The organism is Massilia scottii (genome assembly GCF_030846495.1).
GTDB classification, from domain to species: domain Bacteria; phylum Pseudomonadota; class Gammaproteobacteria; order Burkholderiales; family Burkholderiaceae_D; genus Telluria_A; species Telluria_A violaceinigra.
Window position 1 is genome coordinate 103,675 of sequence record NZ_JAVCWM010000019.1, and the last position, 19,879, is coordinate 123,553.

The window sequence follows — 19,879 nt, forward strand, 5'->3', positions numbered from 1 at the left end:
TGTATAGGTAGCTACGTGGCAAGGGGCAGACATGGTCTGCCCTTTTGCATTATTGTGTCGGCTGGCCCCTTGGTGGGCAGCCCTGTGACTGTTGAAAAGGATGAAGAATGAAACCAACTTACGCGCTGGCCTTGGCCGCGCTGCTCGCCTGCGTGCCGCTCACGCGTGCAGGCGCAGCGGCTCCCGCCGCTCCTGCCGCTCCGGCCGCCTCGGTACCGGTGACGGCGCCCGATGCGGCCCGGGTGCAGGCCGTGCAAGCCATGCTCGCTGCCATGCAGTCGGAAAAAATGATGCGCTCGGTGGCCGGTGCGAGCCGCTATGCGAATGAAGAGCAGCGCGCCAGCGTGTTCGCCAAGCTCGACAAGGTGCCGCCGCAGCAGATTTATCAGCGTCTGGCGACGCCCGTGGCGCGCGTGATCGGGGTGGAGACGGCCAATGAATTGACGGCATTTTATGCGTCGGATTACGGCAAGCGCTTGTTGCAGCAGACGTATAACAGCCGGGCCAGCATGTTCCCGCCGGAACCGCCGGTGCCGAATGCGGCCGAAAAGAAAATGCTCAAGCGGCCCGCGCTGGTGCAGGCGCGCAAGGAGCTGGCCGGTGCCGACGCGACCATCCGGCATGAGGCGTTTGTGTTGTTGCAGGCGATTATTAAGAAGTAAGCCTTGGCTCCGTGCCGTCGTTCCTGGCAGTGCCAGGAACGACGGTTTTAAGGTTGGAGGTCTGACCCCGGTTAGCCCGCGTCGGCCTTGCTCCCCGCCGGGAAATCGATGCGCACGCTCAGGCCGCCCAGTTTGGCCGATTCGCCCAAACTCAGCCTCGCCCCGTGGCGCTCGGCGATCGCCTTGATGATCGCCAGCCCCAGCCCGCTGCCGCTGGCCTCGCTGCCGGCGATGCGGTAGAAACGGTTGAACACCCGCTCCCTTTCCTCCGCCGGAATGCCCGGTCCGCTGTCTTCCACCACCAGGCTGGCGAGCTTGCCCTCGCCGCTCACGCTGATATCGACCGTGCCGCCGGCCGGGGTATATTTCAAGGCGTTATCGACCAGGTTGCGCAGCATGATCATGAGCGCGTCCGGCTGGCCCGCCACCTGCACCGCATCGGCGCGCGTGAGCCCCAGGTCGATGCCGCGCGTCTGCGCCGCGCCCGCCAGGTCGGACAGCGCGCGCCGGGCCAGTTCGGCCAGGTCGACCGCCTGCGTCCTGACCCCGCTGGCCGCGCTCGCTTCCTGGCGCGCCAGCACCAGCAATTGCTCGACCAGCCGGGTGGCGCGCTCGATGCCGGCCGTCAGGCGTCCGATGGCCACCCCGCGCGCTTCCGGACTGTCGGCCCGCTCCAGGCTCAGCGCCTGCAGTTTCAGCGCTTGCAGCGGCGTGCGCAGTTCGTGCGCGGCGTCGGCCACGAAATGCTGCTGGGCGTCGAACGCGGTTTTCACGCGCCCGAACAAGAGGTTCAATTCCTGCACCAGCGGCAACACTTCGTCCGGCAGATCGGCTTCCGACACGGGCGAGAGATCGTCGGCCTGGCGCGCCGCCACCTGGGCGCGCACGCGCGCCACCGGTTGCAGCGAGCCGCTCACCACCCACCACACGACCAGCATCAGGATCGGCATCATCACCGCGATCGGCCCGACCGTGCGCAGCGCCAGGTTGCCGGCCATGTTGCGCCGCACCGCCATGTCCTGGGCGATCTGCAGGGTCTGGGTACTGGTTTGCACCGAAAACACGCGGTAGGTGGTGTTGTTGGCCTTGATATTGGAAAAGCCCAGCACCGCGTGCTGCGGCAGGCGCGCGCGCGATACCGTGCGGAATACCTGCACCCCGTCCGGGGTCCAGACCTGCACCATCAGATCGTTGTTTTCGGCGTCCGCTTCGACATTGGCCGCCGCTTCGGTATTGGCCAGCGGCGTGCTGGAACGCAGCGATAGCGCCATCTGCTGCATGTGGTAATCGAAAATCTGGTCGGCGTCGGACAGGGCCGTGCGGTACGCGATCGAGGCTTGGGCAACGGCGGCAATACTGATGGCCGCGAGCAAAAACCACAACAGGCGACCGCGCAGCGAGTGCGCCAGATTCATAGCTTGGGCACCATGTAGCCGACCCCGCGCACGTTCTGGATCAGTTCGCTGCCGAGCTTCTTGCGCAAGCCGTGGATGTAGACTTCCACGGCATTGCTGCTCACTTCATCGCGCCAGCTGTACAGCTTTTCTTCCAGCTGGGCGCGCGAGAGCACCACCCCGGGACGGGCGATCAGCGCTTCGAGCACCGCCCATTCGCGCGCCGACAGGGTCACGGCGGCGCCGTCGACCAGCACTTCGCGGGTGGCGGGGTTGATGCTGATGGCATTGTATTCAAAGATCGGTTCGCCGCGCCCGGCGGCACGCCGCAGCAAGGCGCGGATGCGCGCCAGCAGCTCGTCGAGGTCGTAGGGTTTGAGCACGTAGTCGTCGGCCCCGGCGTCGAGCCCGGCAATGCGCTGTTCAACCGCGTCGCGCGCGGTCGCCACCAGCACCGGGGTACGGTCCTTGCGCGTGCGCATGGAGCGCAGCACTTCCAGGCCATCCTTGCGCGGCAGCCCCAGATCGAGCAGGACCAGGTCGTAGCTTTGCGACTGGCGCAAGGCCGTGTCGGCCATTTCGCCATCCTTGACCCAGTCCACCGCGTAGTGCTCGGCCCTGAGCAGGTCGAGCACCACTTCGCCGATCATCGTATCGTCTTCCACCAGCAGCAGCCGCATCACTTCCTTCTTTCTCGAACCGGCGGGCGGAACAGGGCACGATTACCCGATCCGCACCGGAATGAAGATTCTGTCATTACCGCGCTGAATCAGCAAGGCCACCGACTTGCTGGCCTTGCCCACCACATCGCGCACCTGCTCGACCGAATTGACGGTGCGGCCATTGACGGACAGTAAAACGTCGCCCGGCTGCACCCCGGCATTGGAGGCGGCGCCAGCCGCATCCTCGATCACCAGGCCCGCGCTAATGCCGGACTGGCGCTTCTCGTTGGGGTCGAGCGGACGCAGGGCCAGGCCCAGTTTCGCGCTCTGGTCGGCGCCGGCGGCCGGTTCGCGCTCGTCCTGCGCTATCTTGTCGCTGGCATTGGCCAGGCGCGCATCGATGCGCACGATCTTGCCGTCGCGCCAGACGTCGAGGGTGACCTTGTCGCCCGGCTGTGCCACGCTGAGCATGGCCGGCAAGTCGCCCGAGGCGATGATCGGCTGGCCGTTCAGCTTGCGGATGATGTCGCCCGACTTGAGGCCCGCCTTGTCGGCCGCGCCGCCTTTTTCCACGTTCGACACCAGCGCGCCTTCGGGCGAATCGAGCTTGAAGGAATCGGCGAAGCCCTGGTTCACTTCCTGGATCGCTATGCCGAGCTTGGCATGCTGCACCTTGCCGGTGGAAACGATCTGATCCTTGATGCGGTATGCCACATCGATCGGAATGGCGAACGACAAGCCCATGTAGCCGCCGGTCTGGCTGTAGATCTGCGAATTGATGCCGACCACTTCCCCCTTGGTGTTGAACAGGGGGCCGCCCGAGTTGCCGGGGTTGACCGCCACGTCGGTCTGGATGAAGGGCACATAGCTGTCGTCGGGCAGCGAGCGGCCCTTGGCGCTGACCACGCCGGCCGTGACCGAGCTGTCCAGGCCGAAAGGCGAACCGATCGCCAGCACCCATTCACCGACCTTGAGATCGCTTGATTTGCCGATTGGCACGACCGGCAGGTTCTTGGCGTCGATCTTGAGCACGGCCACATCGGTCTTGGGGTCCGAGCCGAGCACCTTGGCGCGGTATTCGCGCCGGTCCTGCAGCTTGACCGTGACTTCCTTGGCGTCGCGCACCACGTGCGCGTTGGTCAGGATGACACCGTCCGGGCTGATAATGAACCCGGAACCGGCGCCAAAAACGGGCGTGTCGCGTTGTTGTCCACGAGGCATCTGCGGCCCCTGGAAGCGACGGAAAAATTCGAAAAACGGATCGTTCTCGTCAAACTGCGGAGGAACGCGGCCGCGCTGCTGGCCCATGGCCGTCTTGGTGCTGCCCATCACGCGGATATTGACAACGGCCGGGCCGTTGCGCGAGACCAGCGCGGTGAAATCGGGCAGCACGACGCCGGCCGCGACTGGCGCGGGAGCGCCTGGATTGACGGGCGTGGTCGGCGCGGCGGACGCGGCTGGTGCTGCCGAAGCGACAAGCGGCGCCGCAGGCGCGTTGGCGGCGGCGGCCGAGGCGACTGCGTTGTTATGGTTGACCGCGATCGCACCAACCGCTCCCCCAATGGCGCCGGCGGCGGCGAGGGCAAGCGTGAGACGCTTAGCGGTGATGACAGTGATGGCACCTTCGTTATGCATGGACGTACTCCTGGTTTGAAAGGATATGTTCAGTGACTGTGGTCAATGAGGCTTGTTGTTGTTTGCTGATTCGTTTCTGCTTCGTACTAGATACTCTCTTGTGACCACCTGATGCCTGGCCGATGATGTAATGATGCGGCAGCAGACTTAGGGTTGTCTTAATTTAACCTCGCGTGCGGCACGTCGTTTGCACGTCGTTTCCAACAGTGGGGACGGCCGGACCGCACGTGGAACGGGGCGCCCCTTGCTGCGGGCGCCCCGGTGTCACTTAGCTCAGCTCGCTACAAGCCGGGCTGGGCCTGGTCAGGCCGCCTGGCGCTGCTCCAGCACCTGCACATTGTCGCCACCGTCGATGACGATCTTGCGCGGCTTGAGGGCCTCGGGCACTTCGCGCACCAGTTCGATCGTCAGCATGCCGTTGTCGAACGATGCGGTGGTGACCTTGACGTGGTTCGCCAGCTGGAAGCGCTGCTCGAAATCACGTGCCGCGATGCCGCGGTGCAGGTAGGTGCGCTGCGTGTCCTCTTTCTGCTTGCGGCCGGTGATCTGCAGGCTGTCGCGCTCGGTGATGATCTCGACTTCCGAGCGGTCGAAGCCAGCCAGTGCCATCACAATCCGGTACTTGTCTTCGCTCACCAGTTCGATGTTGTACGGTGGATAGCTGGGCTGCGCGTCGGCGCGTTGCGTTTCCAGCATGTTGGCCAGACGGTCGAAGCCGATAGCGGAACGATAGAGAGGAGTCAGGTCGAATGTACGCATGATAAATATCCTTTTAGAAGTTAAGCGATAAGTTGACGGACCTCCGTGGAGCATCCGTTGAATCCAATCTAATGGCGCCAACAAGGGTTTTCAAGGCCTTGAAAAATACGATTTTTTGCCCAATGCACCAAAAAATATTTTGATAATGTGGGCTTGCGGCAAAAACGATTCAGCGTCCAGGCCCTGACCGTGGGCAACGCTGGCAGGAAGCGTAAAGCGCCACGGCGACAGCGGCTGCGGCTGCGGATGCGGCAAGGCTGCGGCAAGAGGAAGCGCACCGGCATCGCCCTTGCAAGTGCGGTCCTGCGCATCAGGCAGCGCGGCAATGGACGCCAGGCCGCGTCAGTCGAAGGCGCAGTCTTCACCCATCTTGTCGGCCGCGCGGCGGTGGCGCTCGGCGCGCCGTTCGTACTGCTGCGCCGCCTGGACGTTCACGTGCTCCACCACCGCCAGCGCGCTGCGCAATGCGTCCGACATGCAGCGCGCCGCGGCGGCCATGCTGTCGGCGGGCGTGGCCGGCTGCGGCTGTGCCTGGCGCGAGGCGCGCTCGATGCGGGCCCGCAATACCGAGGCGCGTACCCAGCCCGCATCGCCCGGGCGCCGCACGACCAGTTCGCGCCACGCATTGCGTCCATCCCCGGCCATGGCAAGCGTCAAGCCGCGCGGCGAAACGCTGCGGCCGCGGTGGATGATGGTGTCACCAACCACCTCGGCGTACTCGGTGCGCCCTTCAACACGCATGCGGATCTTGGTTGTATCCGGCAGGAACAAGCACTTCCACTGATACCCTTTTGCGCTGCCGTCGGCGATAGTGCTCGACGCGCGCGCCGTCTCGGCCGCCAGCCAGGCATCGATGGCCATGCCCAAGGCTTCATCGACGGAAACGTTGCTGCCGGTGGCATGCAAGTAGGCAACCAAACGTGCCAGCGTTGTGTCTTTTACCGGCGCGCCCCCTACGGCAAAGGTTCTCGTTTGACTGTCCATTTCTGTCTCGTTTTGTCTTATTTTGTCTTATTTGGACAGCGCCGGGGCGTGTTCGTTCAAACCAGACAAAATAAGACAAAATAAGACAAAACCAGACAGCGAAACGAGACGGTTTGCCATAGGGGGAGCGCCGTGAACAGGGACAACTCCCCGCCGTAGTCATAACGATTTGCAACTTACAGCGGCCACCCGCGCGGCACGGGGATGTCGCGGTGGGGGATGCCGATTTTTTACCGGCGGACGCGGCAAGTACCGGTGACGCAAGGCTTTCGGTAGAATCAGGTTCGCCTGCGAATACCCGCAGAAATTGCTGATCTTTATCGTATTGACGCTCCCATGCCCTTTCCGCTTCGCCGCCTTTTCCCGTCCGCCATTCCTGCCGCCTGCACCCTGACCCTGCTGGCCGCGCTGGCCCTGCCGGCAAGCGCCGCCGTGCCCGCCCCGCGCGACCTGCCCTACCCCGGCACCATCGTGCTCAAGGTCGACGCCACCAATGTCGGACAGCAAATTTTCCGCATCCGCGCCACCATTCCGGCCGCGCCGGGTCCGCTGACCCTGCTGTATCCGCAATGGGTGCCGGGCAATCACGGCCCCAGCGGACCGCTGAACCAGCTTGCGGGCCTGCGCCTGTCGGCCGGCGGCAAGCCACTGGCATGGACGCGCGATCCGGTCCAGGTGCATGCCTTCCATCTGACCGTGCCGGAGGGCGCCACCGCGGTCGAGGCTGAATACCAGTTCCTGTCGCCGGTCGAGCCGGCCCAGGGCCGCATCACGATGACGAGCGAGATTCTCGGCGTGCAATGGCAAGCCATGACCCTGTATCCGGCCGGCTACTTCAGCCGCCGCATTCCCGTGCAAGCCTCGCTCAAGCTGCCCGAGGGCTGGCAGTACGGCACCGCGCTCGACACCGCCGCGCGCCGCGGCAACGACATCAGCTTCAAGCCGCTGGACCTGGAAACGCTGATCGATTCGCCCGTGTTCGCGGGCCGCCACTTCCGCCGCATCGACCTCGATCCGGGCGCGGCCGTGCCGGTACACCTGAACATCGTGGCCGACAATCCGGAAAGCCTCGATGCCAAGCCGGAACAGATCGCCGCGCACCGCGCGCTGGTGAAGGAGGCCGCCAAGCTGTTCGCATCCCACCATTACAAACATTACGATTTCCTGTTTGCGCTGTCGGACGAATTCGGCGGCATCGGACGCGAGCACCACCAGTCCAGCGAAAACGGGGTCAGGCCCGGCTACTTCACCGACTGGGCCAAGAGCGAGGCGGGACGCGACCTGCTGCCGCACGAGTACACCCACTCCTGGAACGGCAAGTTCCGCCGTCCGGCCGATCAGGATGTGCCCAACTTCAACGTGCCATTGCAAAACAGCCTGCTGTGGGTGTACGAAGGCCAGACCCAGTACTGGGGCAACGTGCTGGCGGCGCGCTCGGGACTGGTGTCGGCGGCCGGCATCCGCGACACCATCGCCGCCTACGCCGCGCGCTACGACCGCGTGCAGGGCCGCGCCTGGCGCACCTTGCAGGACACCGTCAACGACCCGATCGTGCAGGCGCGCCGCGCGCTGGGCTGGAGCAACTGGCAGCGCAGCGAAGATTATTACGTCGAAGGCATGCTGATCTGGCTCGACGTCGATACCCGCATCCGCGAACTGTCCGGCGAGCAGCGTTCGCTGGACGATTTCGCGCGCGTCTTTTACGGCGTCGACAATGGCAGCGTCGGCCCCGCCTATTACCAGTTCGACGACGTGGTGCGCACCCTGGCATCGGTGCAGGCGTTCGACTGGGCGCCCTTCCTGCGCGCCAAGCTCGACAGCAATGCCGCGGGCGCCCCGCTCGACGGCCTGGCCCGCGCCGGCTGGAAGCTGGTCTATACCGACACTCCCACCGAGATCATCAAGGGTCAGGAAGAGCGCAACAAGATGAGCGACTTCAGCTATTCGCTTGGCTTTTCCGTCAAACACGATGGCGCGATCGATGGGATCGAATGGGATGGCGTGGGTTTTCGCGCCGGGCTGTCGGGCAACAGCAGCATCGTGGCCGTCAACAACCGCGCCTACAAGCCGGACGTGCTGAAAGCGGCCGTGAAGGCCGCGCGCGACGGCAAGTCTCCGCTCAACTTGCTTGTCAAGAAAGGCAGCAATTTCCGCACCGTGGCGCTCGATTACCAGGGCGGCTTGCGCTATCCGCGCCTGGAACGCATTCCTGGCAGCAAGGACCGGCTCGATGCCATCCTGCAGCCGCGGCGCTGAGCTGGCGCCGATGCACGCGAAAACCACACTCCGGGCGGCAGGCGCGAGATTGTTTGCGGCATTGCTGTCAATGCCGGTCGACACTGGTATATTCTGAAGCATTGCCGTCGAGCACGGCTTCCTGAAGCCGTCGCTATGAGTACGAGCATCGAGGTAGCGCCGGACCAGGCGCGGACAATGGCGCAGCTGTCGGAGGAAAACGCCCTGCTGCGCGAGGAGTTGCGGCGTCTGCGCGAAGCGGAGCGCACCTTGGGCGCGCTGCTCGACAATGCGCCGGTGCTGATCTCGGCCAAGGCGCTGGACGGCACGATTCTCATGGCCAGCCGCCACTTCGAGATCCTGGACGGCTACGATGCGGCCGCCTTCGTGGGCCGCAAGGTGTTCGACCTGTTCCCGCCCGACATTGCCGAGCAGCTGTGGCGCAACGACCAGCGCGCCGCCGCCGAACGGCGCCCCATCCACGAAGAAGAAACCGTGTACCACCGCGACCAGTCCCTGCACACCTATGCCACGGTCAAGTTTCCCTTGTTCGACGACGACAACGCCGTGATTGCCACCTGCGCGGTGTCGACCGACATCACCGACGTGCGGGCGGCCCAGGCCGACAGCCTGACCGACGAATTGACCGGGCTCAAGAACCGGCGTTATTTCAATATGCGTTTCGTGGAGGAGCAGCGGCGCGCGCAGCGCGACCAGCGCCTGCTGACCTTGCTGCTGGCCGATGTCGACCGTTTCAAGGGTTACAACGACACGCACGGCCATCCGCAGGGTGACGTGGTGCTGGGCGCCGTGGCGCAGGCGATCCGGCGCACCCTGAACCGGCCGGGCGACCTGAGTTTCCGCCTTGGCGGCGATGAATTCGCCTGCCTGTTTACCGCCAACGGCGAAGAGGAAAGCGAAGAGCTGGCCGAGCGCATCCGCGCGGCGCTGGCGGCCGAGGCCATCCCCCACCTGGCCAACGACCCGTATGGCACGGTGACCTTGTCGATCGGGCTGGCATTCCTGTATCCGCACGAGGCCGACGATACACTTACGCAAGGTGCGGCGTACGAACGGGGCGACCAGGCGCTGTACCGGGCCAAGCACAAGGGACGCAATACCGTTTCGCGCTGATGGTGCTATGCTGCGCCCTATGACTACCGATACCGACATCCAGCTGAGCGGCCCGTTCAAGGCCAGTGACAGCAGCAGCCATTCCCACGACGTCAAGGCGATCCGCATTTTCGACGAGGGTTACGGAATTATTGACGTGTACGTGGACTTCGCCGCGCCGATCGAGGGTGGGCTGTACAAGGACAAGGTCCTCGTCGGCAACATCATCGACCGCCTGCGCGCGCTGGGCTACGTGGGGCCGAACTTTTCGCACAGCGACCCGGGCCTGCAGGACCGCAAGCTGATCGTGCTCGAAGCCCCTGAAGAATTCAGCGCCTTCGCCAAGCTCAAGGGCTGGAAGAACCTGGCCGAAGAATTCGACGACGAATAAACGTCGTCTTTCCTGCCACGTAGATGCTTTACTGCTGTTCACTGTTAACCGCGTGTTAACAGCGTGTTAACAGCGTGTTAACAGCGGCAGCCTCCCTGCCTTTCCCGATGCCTCCTCACGCGCTCACATAGCGCGCACTCCACGCCGCAATCATGCCGGCCACCCATACCGCATCTTCCCTGCGCGTGAGCAAATGATCGGCATCGTCGAGCGATACAAAACTCTTGGGATGCTTGGCCGCCTGGAAAATATGCAGCGCATTGTCAATTCCCACGGTACGGTCGTGCGGCGAATGCATGACCATCAAGGGGCGCTTGAGCTGGCCCGTGCTGAGGTTCAGATTCTGCTCGGCGGCATCGAGCAAGAACTGGCGCTTGATGGTAAACGGCCGCCCGGCCAGCTGTACCTGCGCCTCGCCCTCGGCTTCGATCACCCCGAGCTGCTCCCCGAACAAGCCGCTGACATGCGACGGATCGCTGGGCGCGCCCACCGTCACGACGGCGCGCACCTCGTCGATGCTGGCGGCGGCCGCCAGCACGGCAGCGCCACCGAGGCTGTGTCCGATGAGGATCTCGGGCGCCTTGAGCGCGCCGCGCATGAAAGCGGCGGCAGCCACCAGATCCTGCACATTCGAGGAGAAATTGGTATTCGCAAAATCGCCTTCGCTCGCGCCCAGCCCCGTGAAATCGAAGCGCAGCACGGCGATCCCATGCTCGGTCAGGGCCTGGGCGATGCGGCTGGCCGCAAACACGTCCTTGCCACAGGTAAAACAGTGGGCAAACAGCGCGTACGCGCGCGCCGGGCCGTCGGGCGCGTCGAGACGGGCCGCCAGCTTCTGGCCATCGGCCCCGGGAAACTCCTGTCGTTCGCTGTGCATGCATGCTCCTTGCAATTAATCCAGCGAACATCTTACTCCGGGGATGGCAGGCGCGCGAGGCTGGCCCAAGGGGAGCGGCTGTAGGTCAGAGCGTGCTCATCCGATAGATTGGGCACGCATGGCATCGGCGAAGCGCAGCGCTTGCGGCCACAGGCTGCCCGGGAAAAAACCGGGCGACAGGGCCACTGTCGTCACGGCGGCGCGCCTGGGCAGCCCGCTCGCCGCCAGCAGCTGCGCCGCCTCCGCCATGGCGATGAGTGCATCGGCGTCCGCGACCTCGGCATCGCCATGCGTATCGTAGCGATTGCAAAAGGCGTCGAGATCGATGTCCAGCAAGATATGGCCGTCGAAGGCGTGCGCCACCTCGAGCGCCGCCTCCAGGCTCATGCGGTGGTAGGGAATGCCCGGCCTGGCGCAGTTCTGTTTCTCGACGCGGATGAAGCCGCTGTCGGGCGCGAGGCCGATGGCCAGCGAGGCCGCGCCGCGCCCGCCGGCCTGGGCTGGCCCCGGAACGTGCAGCATCGCATCGATGGCGGCGCTGCCGATCATGGGCGCGATGAAGCCGCCGATGCCGATATAGCCGCGCGTGGCGAAACGGCGCACGGTTTTCGGGTCGTCCAGTGTCATGACATCCGATCCGAGCGGTGCCAGGTATTTCCTTCGGTCCGCATCCGGCAAGAGACTCGGCCCGTTCAAGTCGTCGTGCGCATCGATGTGGAGCAGCAGCGTTGGCCGCCCGTCGTCCTTGAGCAAGGGGGCGCAGCACCAGGCTTCGAGCGCATGCGTATGCTCGAGCATGAGGGCGAAGCGCCGGCCCGATACCGGGTCATCCTCGATCTTGCGCCAGTTCGCCATCTCGCCCGCGTCGATGCCCAGCTGATCGAGCGCCGCCCGCGTCAGGTCGGCGTCGGCCGGGGCCCGTGCCACGTGCACCGACACCATCTCGATGAAGAAGGTGCGCGCCGTTTCCCCAAGCAATTGCGGTGCGCGGTCGTGAAAAATGCGCGCCAGCTCGGCCATGACCGGGCTGGCATCGCCTCCCGCCGGGCGCGGCACGGCAACCATCGGTGCATGCGCGTTCATATTGCCTCCCTTTCGGCGCGCGCCAGCAGCGCAAGGCACGCCAGTTCGCACCGCGTGACCGGCTCGCGCCGGCCATTCACGCCAGCAAGTTCAAGGATACCCTGGTCCGTATCGTCCGCCCGCCCGAAGGCGCCCTCGGCGTCGGCCTCGGCCTTGGCCAGGGCGGCATCGTCGCAAGCGGCGAACAGCCAGGCCAGCCTCTCGGCGGCCTCGCCGGCGACGACCCGGACGATGGCCCGGTTCTGTTCGGAAAGATCCGCTTTCCAGCCGTACAATCCCTGGGCGAAGGCGGCAACCCGCACCTCGGCTTGCGCATCCTGCGCCGCCAGCCAGCCCTCCATGCCGGACAAGTGGCCGAGCAAGGTCGTGTGGCCGCGCAGCATCTCATCGCCCCCGCCGTCGCCGATGTACAGGCGCAACGCCGCGATGGCACTGTCGGCATGCGCCTCGCGGCGGTCGGCGCCCAGGCGTTCGAACAGGGCGTCGAGCTCGGCGCGTACCGGCGCCGCCACATACGCACGGATGCGCCGATAGATGGCACGGTCGTCGTCGACCACCTCTTGCAGATGACGCAGCCGCGGCAGCTGCTCCGCCATGTTGGCCAGGTACATGAGCAACAGCGCGTCGACCTCGTCCTGCGCGGCGCCGAGCGCGCTGCCGTCGCGCCTGCACAGGGCGGGATGGTGTGCGGTCACGCTGTCCACCAGCGAGACCGGGGTCATGCCGCAAAACAGCGCCACCAGCCGCGCCGCCTCAGGGCCCGCCAGGGCCTCCACTTGTGCGGGGGCGACCGTGGCCGTGGCGGCGAACCCTTCTGTTCCATACACGCTGTGCAGCAAGCCCGCCAGGCGCACCTCGAGCGGCGCGCCCCAGCGGTCGAGGATGCGCTCGACGCCCTTGAGGTGATCGAGAAAGCTGCCATCGGAGTGGGCAACCGTCGCGGCGCCCTGCTGCCGCAGGAAGGCGAGCACCTGTTCGCGTTGCGGCATGGCGACGTGCCTTGTCATCGCCGGGCTCGGACGGTCGTCCGCCCAGAACGAGAAGATCACGGTGTAGCGTGCCCAGTCATTGACCCGGGCGACGGCGTGGAATGACCGGTCCGACATCTCGAAGCCGACGGCCCGGTTGTGGGCGGGCTCGATCACCGAATGCAGCGCCCCGATATCGTTCCCCGCAAGAAGCAATAATTCACCGCCGCGCTCCGGTTGCCAGCCGCGGTTGAGCTGGACCAGCAAACGATGGGTTTCGCGCTCGCCGAGCGGCTCGTCGGTGTGAATGCCGATGGTTTGGCCGGACACCAGCTTATGCGCCGTCACGCTGGCCCGGCCGCTCATCTTGCGCTTGAAAGCGCTGGCGTAGCGCGTCGTGATCGCCGCCAGCGTTTCCGGAGCGAACAGGATGCGGCACTCTTCCGGCATCGACGTAGCCGTCAAGTCCAGCTCGTACTGCTCGAAGAAGGACGCGGTATGCAGGCGCCAGCGCGCGCCTGTTTCCATCCATGCCAGCAGGTTCTCCGCCAACCGCTCCGGCAGCGTGCCGTCGCGGAAAAAGTGAGGGAATGGAGCGTGCGCCGTTTCGCCCGGGACCAGCCGTTCGGCAAGTTCCGCCGGGCTCATGCTGCTACTCTGACGGCTTCCAGCGCGCCGGCCGGCGCGACGATCGTCATGTCGGCAAACAGCCGCGCCGACATGTGCGCAAGTATCGCCTTGATGTCCTCGCAATAGACGGTCGGGTTGTCGAAGCGCCGCGCGGCCGACCAGCGCTGGCCCACATGTCCGCCGCCGCAGGTCATCCGGTGCTGGCAACGCTGGCACGTCTTCGGCAGCGTCAGCGACGCCTGCAGCACCTCGCGCCACAGCGGATCGCTCTGGATGTCCTGCAGGCCGTTATGAAACACATCGATGCGGGTGCGCGTGAAACTGTCGCCGGCCGTGCGCAGCACGTCCAGCGGCTCGATGGCGCCGTCGGTCGCCAGCGTGCTCGTTGTGTTCGGCCCGAAGCCGATCGACTCGATCCGGCTTTCTTCGCCCAGCAGGCCGCGCACCAGGGTGTCCAGCAGCCGGATGCGCACGCCACGGTCGAGCCAGGTATCCCACCAGGCATCGAACAGGCCGATGTAAAAGGCGGCGATCGATGCCGGCGCGTCTTCATGGGTCGCATCCGGCACCAGGACGTCGAAATCGCTGGCGCCCAGATCCTCGGCGAAGAAGCGCACCAGTTCGCGCGGGTCGGACGCTGGTTCGCACACGCTGAGAAAGCCCGGTTCGACGCCGGCCGCGCGCAGTTGCCTCACGCCCGCGAGAATGGCGTCGAAACTGCCCTGGCCACGAAAGCCGATGCGGCGGCTGTCGTTGACGGCGCGCGGCCCGTCCAGGCTGACGGTGACCCCGACATTCCAGCGCTGCAGGAGCGACGCCCAGTGCGCATCGACCAGCACGCCATTGGTGGTCACCGCCAGCTTGAGCTGGCAACCGTGCGTCGCTTCCAGCTCACGCAGCTTGGCGCACAGCGCCTCGAAGCGTGCCGCACCGAACAGCAAGGGTTCGCCGCCGTGGAACAGGATGAAGAACGTCTTCAGCGCATGCTGGCGGATATGCTCGCCAAGCCGCATGAGAAAGGCATCCTCGGCTTCCAGGGTCAGCCGTTTTGGCGCGTCGAGCACGCTTTTATCGCGAAACCAGTAGCAGTAAGTGCAGGCCAGATTGCACCTGGCGGCGAGCTTGACCAGAATGTAGCTTGAGACGACCGATGATGTCGCCGTATCGTTGTTGGACAGGCAGTCGTAGAATGCCTTGAAGCGCTGCTGGGGCGCGTGGGTCACGAACATAGCGATGTCTCCCTCTACGGCGGGCAAGCCCGCCTTGCGTCATGGGCGCGTGGTTAAACGGTTGAGCACGCCGGCGTCGATGCCGGGGCTCACCACAGGAGAAAGCCCGGGTTGGGCGGGGTTGGCTATGCCGGGAATGAGCGGGCCGGGGTTGATCACAGGGTCGAGCAGATCCTGGGCAGGGTTGGCCAGGGCCCGGTCCCGGTCGTAGTACTTGTCGTAGCCGGGGCTGGTGCGGTCGAAGCCGCGGTCGTAGGCGGCCACCATCCCCTGGGGCGTCGTAAGGCCGCCCCTGGTCAGGCTGTCGAGCAGGCCGGACAAGCCCGGCTTCGTCGATTTCAGCTCGACCGACATGCCAAACTCGCTGCGAAGGCGTGCCAGGGTTTCCGGATTGATATTTTGAAGGGTGCGCGCGTCCAGAACAACGCGCTCTTCCCCGGATTCGTTCTCTTCTGCCATAACGTCCTCCTGTGGTGAAGTGATGTTTCGAAGACAGCAGAATCGATCCTACGCCGGAACGGGGCCGCATCAATGCTATCGATTGTGCTAGTACCGAAACGCTTGCCACACATTCCCGGCGCGCCATCGAGCCGTCGACCTGCCGACGGCATGACAGCGTCACTGGCGAATCGTCCGGATGCCGGGCACGTGCGTTGCGCGCTGCCGGACCGTCTGGCGCATCGAGCGGCGGCTCGAAGGCAAGCGGCCGTGAGGCGGCGATGTGACGGCACCGTCACGTGAGGGCGGCTGCCATGAACGCCGATGACTTGCCGCCTGCTCCTTGTGCGCCATCAGTGGGCAAGATCGTCAGCACCGGATGGCGGCCCTTCGCATGGGCGCCCTCAGCCGAACAAGCCATGCAGGAACCAGCGCGGCGCGCTATCGCCATCGGTGCCGGCGATGCGTTCGCGGTAGACCCAGTAATGGGCATGATCCTGCCCTTGCGCAATGAAATAATCGCGCGTCTGCGACTGGCTCCACCAGCCCGCCTCGATCCGCTCGGGGGTCGAGGCCATGCGCAGGGGCGAGCCGTAAAACGGCCGGTGATCGCGCATCAGCAGCGCCACCGGCTTGGCCAGCAGCCAGGCCGGGCGCGGCAGGCTGAGCACGTCCGGCGGCAATTGCGGCTGCTGCTGCGCCGTGCGCCGCTCCTGCTGCACCGGCACCCAGCGGTTCGCCAGCTCGGGCCGGTAATCAGCGCGCGGAGCCGCCTGCAGCACATTCTCGGGGCCGAGGCGCGCCACCAGCAGTTCGAGCATGCGCCACTGGTCCTGCTCGCTGCCGCCGGGCTCGGGAAACAGCGACTCGCTCGGCACGGCCATGGCCTGCACCTCGGGCGCTTCGAGCACCAGGCCGATCACGTGCGCTTCCAGGGTCAGGCTGCCCAGGCGCTCGCGCAGCAGGCGCACCAGATGGTCGTCGCGCCAGGTCGGCTCGGCCAGGATGATGTCGAGCACGGTCGGCGGCCGCGCCACCCGGCCGCGCTCGTGTTCGAGCAGCAGCACGATGCGCCCCACCGCCAACTGGTGCGCGCACAGCCAGCCCGTCATTTGCAGCAGCAGGCTGTGGGCGCCGGCCAGCAGGGCGTCGGCCTGCTCGACCCGGTCGAACAGTTCAAGCCGGGCCTGGAAGGTGGTGGGCGCGGCGATCCAGTCGAACAGCTCGGCCGTCATGCCGTAGGCGGCATCGAGCACGCCCAGCAAGGCGCCGCCGCAACGGCGCTGCAAGCCCGGACGCGGCAGGCGCCGCAGCTGGCCCAGCGACAGGCAGCCGATGCCTTCTAACCAGGCGGCAAACGGGCGCGCCGGCAGCGGCAAGGCGGCCGGCAGCCGGTCCAGGCGGCGTTTGAGCGATGCCATGCCGAGCGCGTGGCCGGCGCCGCCGCGCGCCAGCAGCCAGGCCCCGCGCGCCGTCGGCGCGCAGCTGAGGCGGGCACTGAAGCCGAGCGCGCGCACGCTGGCGCGGATGCGCCGGCACAGCGCGCGCACCCCGCCGAACAGGCGCAGGCTGGCCCCCACGTCCATCAGCAAGGTCGCTTCCTCGGCCAGGGCGACCTGGGGCGTGTACTGCAGCAGCGCCATGGCCACCGCCTGCAGGGCCGCGGCCTCGCGCGCGGGCTCGCGCTCGTGCAGGCGCGCTTCGGGCAGCAGCATCAGCACCCCGCCGCGGCGCATGCCCTCGCGCACCCCGCCCGCCTGCGCCAGTGGCGAGGCGGCCAGCACGCGCTCGTGTTCCAGCACGACGCTGGCGGCCTCAGCCGACCAGTGCGGGCTGAATACGTCGAGCGGTAGCCGGGGCAGGCAGAGGCCGATCCAGAGTCGCATGGCGCTGCAGTAAAGAAGGAGTCAGGGGCAGGAACAGGGGCGCGTCGCGCTGCGGTCCCCGGCGTTTGACGAAACCGATGTCGAGTCCGCCGAGCGCCGGACGCAGGCTCAGGCGCAGCGGCGCCGGCGAGGCATCCTGGGCCGCCGCGAGCGGGCGCAGCAGGAAGAACAGAGCCTCGCCGCACTGGGCCGCCAGATGCAGGCGGCGCAGCGCATCGGGACGCGCATGGCTGGCCCAGAACAGCAGCGCGCCGCAACTGCCGCTGCGCAGCACCTGCTCGGCCGCCCACAGGGCATCGGCATTGCGCGCGCTGCGCACCCAGATCATCTGGGAGGGCGGCAGCCCGAGCGCGGCCAGCGCCAGCGCCTGGGGTGGATGGGGTGGCTGCAGCAGCACGATGCGGCGCTCGGCCACCTTGGCCAGGGCTGGACGCAGCAGGCGCAATTCGCCGATGCCGCTTTGCTGCAGCAGCAGCTCGACCAGGCAGCCGCTGGGCCAGCCGCCGCCGGGCAACTGGGGCGACAGGGTGGGATGGCCGCTGTCGACACAGCGCGTGCCGGCGTGGGCCAGCTGGGAAGCGCGCCACAGGGCGGGATGCAAGGTCTCGGGCGCGGCAAGGAAATCAGGGGAGCTCATGGTCGGATCAACAAAGTACTGTATATTTATACAGTACTCTCTGACTGCCAATTTGGCAAGGCCTATCGTGCGCCTACAACCGGGGTCAGACCTCTGATTAGAAATTTTTCCAGCCAAGCATCATCGATGCAGGACACGATTCCTCTTTAGAAAGATTGGATTTGCATGAATGAACAGGTGCGCATCATTGTCCAGAAACAAACCAAGGTCAACGCCGGTGCTTGCCGAAGAAATCGACCAGCATCTTGCTGGCATCCGGCCCCGCCGCCGAATTGAACGACAGGCGCGCGTCGCCCCCGCTCCAGGCATGCTGCAGCTGGGCGATCTGGGCCACGCGCAGCATCAGCTTGCGTCCGCGATACACATCGTGCACCTGATGCGGCAAGCCGCCGCGCCCACCGGCCTTGTGCGCCACCCGCACCGGCGTCGCCGCCGGCAGATCATTGATCAGCATCGCCTGGCGCCGCAAGTGCACCTGGTTGACCGGCCGAACCACGCGGTCGTCATCGCCCTGGATCAGGATGGTCGGCATGGACGGAAACCCGGGACGCCGTTCGAGCACCTCGGCGATGGCGCTGTCGACCCGCGCGCCGTTACCGTGTTGCATGACCCCAAGCGCCCCGACCGTGCTGTGCCCTGCGCCATACAGGGGCCCCGAATGCAGCCCCAGCCCGGCGAACAGCTCCGGATGGTTGAGCGCGACGATATTGGCCATGCCCGCTCCCGCCGACATGCCGCAGATGAACACCCGCGAGCGGTCCAGGCCGTACGCGGCCAGCACCTGGCCGATCATGCCGACAATCACCGGCACGTCACCCCCGCCCTGCTGGGTGGCGCGGTCATACCATTTCCAGCAGCGGTGCGGATGGGCGCTGAGCGATTGCTGGGGATACAGCACCGCGTAGCCGGCCTTTTGCGCCATCTGGTTCATGCGCGTGCCCTGGGCAAACTGGGTGGCGCTCTGCTCGCAGCCGTGCAGCATGACGATCAGCGGCCAGCCCGAGGGCGGCGCCGCGCCATCGGGCAGATACAGCCAGTAACTCATCGTGCGCAGCACCTGTCCTGACTGGCCGGCGTAGCGCGCGGTGAGCCACTTGCCCGGCGCTGGCGCGTCTTTGAGCAATGCTGCCGGCGCGGCGCGCGGCGCTGGTTTGGGTTTCGGCGTGGGTGCAACCGTGGAGGCGGCTCTGGGCTTCGGGGTGGGCCTGGGAGCGGTTGCCGAGGCCAGTTTCGGTGCCGGTTTGGCGCGTGCCTTGGGCGCCGGTTTGGGCGGCGCGAACAGCGCCGTGAGCAGGCGCGCCGCCGAGCGTTGCTGCTTTTTACCCACGCGCATCAGGCTGCGCAGCAAGGGGGCGCTGGACTTTACCATCGCAAACGCACCATCACGCGCTGGTGCAGGCGCGCCCACAGGATGGCCGCGGACGAGCGGGTCGGCATCGGTTTGCCGAGCGGGCCGGCGTGGGTGCAACGTGCATTGACGATCATGGTGATGGGCTCCTTTCAGCCAGCATAGCGTGCCCCCACGGCGCCGCTCCGTGCGTTGTGCCGCTTAGCGGGTCCGATGAGCAAAAAAGCAACATCGGCGGGCGACGCGTGCGCGCCGACACCATTGAGGCACATCAAAGAACCGCTTGCGCAAAAACCTAGTCTGTTTGCATAAGGACCGCGATCGGCGAGGTCCGCACACCCAAAAATATCAGGAGAACGAGATGAATTACACAGAGCGCGACAAATATGGCATATACAAGGGCAGCGTCGGTCCGGGCCCTGCCCTGATGGGCGCCGACACCCTGATCGGCGACAACCTCGTCAACGCCCAGGAAGACGATCTGGGCGAGATCAAGGAAATCATGCTCGACATGCGCAGCGGACAAGTCGCCTATGCGGTACTGGCTTTCGGCGGCATGCTGGGGCTGGGCGAAAAACTGTTTGCGGTGCCGTGGCAAGCGCTGCACCTGGACACCGTCAACAAGCGCTTCGTGCTCAATGTGGAGAAGGAGCGCCTGAAAAACGCGCCCGGCTTCGACCCGGACGCCTGGCCCGACATGAGCGACATCAGCTGGGCCAACCAGGTGCATGGGTTTTACGGAACCGACGCCACCACCGGCGGCGTGGGCGCGGGCACGCAGTCCGGCATGGGCGGTACCGGCACGAGCACAACGAGCGGCAGCTCCGGAACGAGCGGCATGGGTGCCGGACTATGAAGCGTGCTTGACGAATAGCGCTGGTGGCAGGGGCGCCTGTGCAAGGTGCCCGTGCACCCGTGCGGCGCACACGGATAGCCGAAGGTGTCCAT

Annotated in this window: 19 protein-coding genes; 5 read left to right on the top strand and 14 right to left on the bottom strand. The window is 66.0% G+C overall.

Annotated features, from left to right (window positions below):
* Positions 1-107 precede the first annotated feature (107 nt).
* A complete protein-coding gene (locus RBA41_RS23490) occupies positions 108-662 on the top strand; it encodes a hypothetical protein (RefSeq protein ID WP_306626663.1) in 555 nt (184 codons plus the stop codon).
* A 71-nt stretch (positions 663-733) separates the two neighbouring features.
* Here RBA41_RS23490 and RBA41_RS23495 read toward each other — a convergent pair whose 3' ends face one another.
* The 5 genes from RBA41_RS23495 to RBA41_RS23515 all read right to left on the bottom strand — a co-directional run bounded on the left by RBA41_RS23495 (position 734) and on the right by RBA41_RS23515 (position 6,096).
* Positions 734-2,077 (bottom strand): ATP-binding protein, encoded by a 1,344-nt coding sequence (locus RBA41_RS23495; protein ID WP_306626664.1) that lies wholly within the window; start codon positions 2,075-2,077, stop codon positions 734-736.
* A complete protein-coding gene (locus RBA41_RS23500) occupies positions 2,074-2,736 on the bottom strand; it encodes a response regulator (RefSeq protein ID WP_306626665.1) in 663 nt (220 codons plus the stop codon). The genes RBA41_RS23495 and RBA41_RS23500 overlap by 4 nt, the downstream gene beginning before the upstream one ends.
* Positions 2,737-2,778: 42 nt before the next feature.
* Entirely contained in the window at positions 2,779-4,353 is a 1,575-nt protein-coding gene (locus tag RBA41_RS23505) for a DegQ family serine endoprotease (protein WP_306626666.1), read from the bottom strand.
* Between the two features lie 303 nt (positions 4,354-4,656).
* Positions 4,657-5,112 (bottom strand): Hsp20 family protein, encoded by a 456-nt coding sequence (locus RBA41_RS23510; protein WP_306626667.1) that lies wholly within the window; start codon positions 5,110-5,112, stop codon positions 4,657-4,659.
* Positions 5,113-5,454: 342 nt separating this feature from the next.
* Entirely contained in the window at positions 5,455-6,096 is a 642-nt protein-coding gene (locus RBA41_RS23515) for a hypothetical protein (RefSeq protein WP_306626668.1), read from the bottom strand.
* A 336-nt stretch (positions 6,097-6,432) separates the two neighbouring features.
* Here RBA41_RS23515 and RBA41_RS23520 point away from each other — a divergent pair, with 336 nt between their 5' ends.
* The 3 genes from RBA41_RS23520 (at position 6,433) to RBA41_RS23530 (ending at position 9,835) form a co-directional block, all read left to right on the top strand.
* Complete coding sequence (locus tag RBA41_RS23520; RefSeq protein WP_306626669.1) at positions 6,433-8,352, top strand: M61 family metallopeptidase; 1,920 nt, start codon at positions 6,433-6,435, stop codon at positions 8,350-8,352.
* A 135-nt stretch (positions 8,353-8,487) separates the two neighbouring features.
* Positions 8,488-9,465 (top strand): sensor domain-containing diguanylate cyclase, encoded by a 978-nt coding sequence (locus tag RBA41_RS23525; RefSeq protein ID WP_306626670.1) that lies wholly within the window; start codon positions 8,488-8,490, stop codon positions 9,463-9,465.
* A 19-nt stretch (positions 9,466-9,484) separates the two neighbouring features.
* The gene (locus RBA41_RS23530) at positions 9,485-9,835 is read left to right on the top strand and encodes a hypothetical protein (RefSeq protein WP_306626671.1); all 351 of its coding nucleotides are present in this window, start codon (positions 9,485-9,487) and stop codon (positions 9,833-9,835) included.
* Positions 9,836-9,950: 115 nt separating this feature from the next.
* Here the strand turns inward: RBA41_RS23530 and RBA41_RS23535 are convergent, their stop codons facing one another.
* The 9 genes from RBA41_RS23535 to RBA41_RS23575 all read right to left on the bottom strand — a co-directional run bounded on the left by RBA41_RS23535 (position 9,951) and on the right by RBA41_RS23575 (position 19,068).
* Positions 9,951-10,712, bottom strand: coding sequence for an alpha/beta hydrolase family protein (locus tag RBA41_RS23535; protein ID WP_306626672.1), 762 nt, complete (start codon positions 10,710-10,712; stop codon positions 9,951-9,953).
* A gap of 96 nt (positions 10,713-10,808) precedes the next feature.
* Positions 10,809-11,795, bottom strand: a complete 987-nt coding sequence (locus RBA41_RS23540) for a hypothetical protein (RefSeq protein WP_306626673.1) — start codon at positions 11,793-11,795, stop codon at positions 10,809-10,811.
* Entirely contained in the window at positions 11,792-13,411 is a 1,620-nt protein-coding gene (gene yhhC, locus RBA41_RS23545) for a cyclophane-containing peptide 2OG-Fe(II) oxygenase YhhC (RefSeq protein ID WP_306626674.1), read from the bottom strand. The genes RBA41_RS23540 and yhhC overlap by 4 nt, the downstream gene beginning before the upstream one ends.
* Positions 13,408-14,622 carry a radical SAM protein gene (locus RBA41_RS23550; RefSeq protein ID WP_306626675.1) on the bottom strand — a complete coding sequence of 405 codons (1,215 nt, stop codon included), beginning with the start codon at positions 14,620-14,622 and terminating at the stop codon, positions 13,408-13,410. The genes yhhC and RBA41_RS23550 overlap by 4 nt, the downstream gene beginning before the upstream one ends.
* Positions 14,623-14,661: 39 nt before the next feature.
* On the bottom strand, positions 14,662-15,081 hold the full coding sequence (locus RBA41_RS23555) for a hypothetical protein (protein ID WP_306626676.1): 420 nt from the start codon (positions 15,079-15,081) through the stop codon (positions 14,662-14,664).
* Positions 15,082-15,464: 383 nt separating this feature from the next.
* The gene (locus RBA41_RS23560; RefSeq protein ID WP_306626677.1) at positions 15,465-16,946 is read right to left on the bottom strand and encodes a Y-family DNA polymerase; all 1,482 of its coding nucleotides are present in this window, start codon (positions 16,944-16,946) and stop codon (positions 15,465-15,467) included.
* Positions 16,876-17,583: a translesion DNA synthesis-associated protein ImuA gene (gene imuA / locus RBA41_RS23565; protein ID WP_306626678.1), complete on the bottom strand. Its 708-nt coding sequence runs from the start codon at positions 17,581-17,583 to the stop codon at positions 16,876-16,878. Before imuA ends, RBA41_RS23560 begins: the two co-directional genes overlap by 71 nt.
* A 208-nt stretch (positions 17,584-17,791) precedes the next feature.
* Entirely contained in the window at positions 17,792-18,952 is a 1,161-nt protein-coding gene (locus RBA41_RS23570) for an extracellular catalytic domain type 1 short-chain-length polyhydroxyalkanoate depolymerase (protein WP_306626679.1), read from the bottom strand.
* Positions 18,946-19,068: a hypothetical protein gene (locus tag RBA41_RS23575; RefSeq protein WP_306626680.1), complete on the bottom strand. Its 123-nt coding sequence runs from the start codon at positions 19,066-19,068 to the stop codon at positions 18,946-18,948. The genes RBA41_RS23570 and RBA41_RS23575 overlap by 7 nt, the downstream gene beginning before the upstream one ends.
* 224 nt (positions 19,069-19,292) lie before the next feature.
* Between RBA41_RS23575 and RBA41_RS23580 the strand changes: the two genes are divergently transcribed.
* Complete coding sequence (locus RBA41_RS23580; protein ID WP_306626681.1) at positions 19,293-19,787, top strand: PRC-barrel domain-containing protein; 495 nt, start codon at positions 19,293-19,295, stop codon at positions 19,785-19,787.
* Positions 19,788-19,879 lie beyond the last annotated feature (92 nt).

Bases quoted from the DNA above. Each gene is read 5' to 3' on its own strand.
- RBA41_RS23525 (WP_306626670.1), top strand. From the start codon at position 8,488: ATGAGTACGAGCATCGAGGTAGCGCCGGACCAGGCGCGGACAATGGCG.
- RBA41_RS23490 (WP_306626663.1), top strand. From the start codon at position 108: ATGAAACCAACTTACGCGCTGGCCTTGGCCGCGCTGCTCGCCTGCGTG.
- RBA41_RS23560 (WP_306626677.1), bottom strand. From the start codon at position 16,946: ATGCGACTCTGGATCGGCCTCTGCCTGCCCCGGCTACCGCTCGACGTA.
- RBA41_RS23510 (WP_306626667.1), bottom strand. From the start codon at position 5,112: ATGCGTACATTCGACCTGACTCCTCTCTATCGTTCCGCTATCGGCTTC.
- RBA41_RS23570 (WP_306626679.1), bottom strand. From the start codon at position 18,952: ATGGTAAAGTCCAGCGCCCCCTTGCTGCGCAGCCTGATGCGCGTGGGT.
- yhhC (WP_306626674.1), bottom strand. From the start codon at position 13,411: ATGAGCCCGGCGGAACTTGCCGAACGGCTGGTCCCGGGCGAAACGGCG.
- imuA (WP_306626678.1), bottom strand. From the start codon at position 17,583: ATGAGCTCCCCTGATTTCCTTGCCGCGCCCGAGACCTTGCATCCCGCC.
- RBA41_RS23555 (WP_306626676.1), bottom strand. From the start codon at position 15,081: ATGGCAGAAGAGAACGAATCCGGGGAAGAGCGCGTTGTTCTGGACGCG.
- RBA41_RS23530 (WP_306626671.1), top strand. From the start codon at position 9,485: ATGACTACCGATACCGACATCCAGCTGAGCGGCCCGTTCAAGGCCAGT.
- RBA41_RS23580 (WP_306626681.1), top strand. From the start codon at position 19,293: ATGAATTACACAGAGCGCGACAAATATGGCATATACAAGGGCAGCGTC.
- RBA41_RS23540 (WP_306626673.1), bottom strand. From the start codon at position 11,795: ATGAACGCGCATGCACCGATGGTTGCCGTGCCGCGCCCGGCGGGAGGC.
- RBA41_RS23550 (WP_306626675.1), bottom strand. From the start codon at position 14,622: ATGTTCGTGACCCACGCGCCCCAGCAGCGCTTCAAGGCATTCTACGAC.
- RBA41_RS23500 (WP_306626665.1), bottom strand. From the start codon at position 2,736: ATGCGGCTGCTGCTGGTGGAAGACGATACGATGATCGGCGAAGTGGTG.
- RBA41_RS23520 (WP_306626669.1), top strand. From the start codon at position 6,433: ATGCCCTTTCCGCTTCGCCGCCTTTTCCCGTCCGCCATTCCTGCCGCC.
- RBA41_RS23535 (WP_306626672.1), bottom strand. From the start codon at position 10,712: ATGCACAGCGAACGACAGGAGTTTCCCGGGGCCGATGGCCAGAAGCTG.
- RBA41_RS23515 (WP_306626668.1), bottom strand. From the start codon at position 6,096: ATGGACAGTCAAACGAGAACCTTTGCCGTAGGGGGCGCGCCGGTAAAA.
- RBA41_RS23575 (WP_306626680.1), bottom strand. From the start codon at position 19,068: ATGATCGTCAATGCACGTTGCACCCACGCCGGCCCGCTCGGCAAACCG.
- RBA41_RS23505 (WP_306626666.1), bottom strand. From the start codon at position 4,353: ATGCATAACGAAGGTGCCATCACTGTCATCACCGCTAAGCGTCTCACG.
- RBA41_RS23495 (WP_306626664.1), bottom strand. From the start codon at position 2,077: ATGAATCTGGCGCACTCGCTGCGCGGTCGCCTGTTGTGGTTTTTGCTC.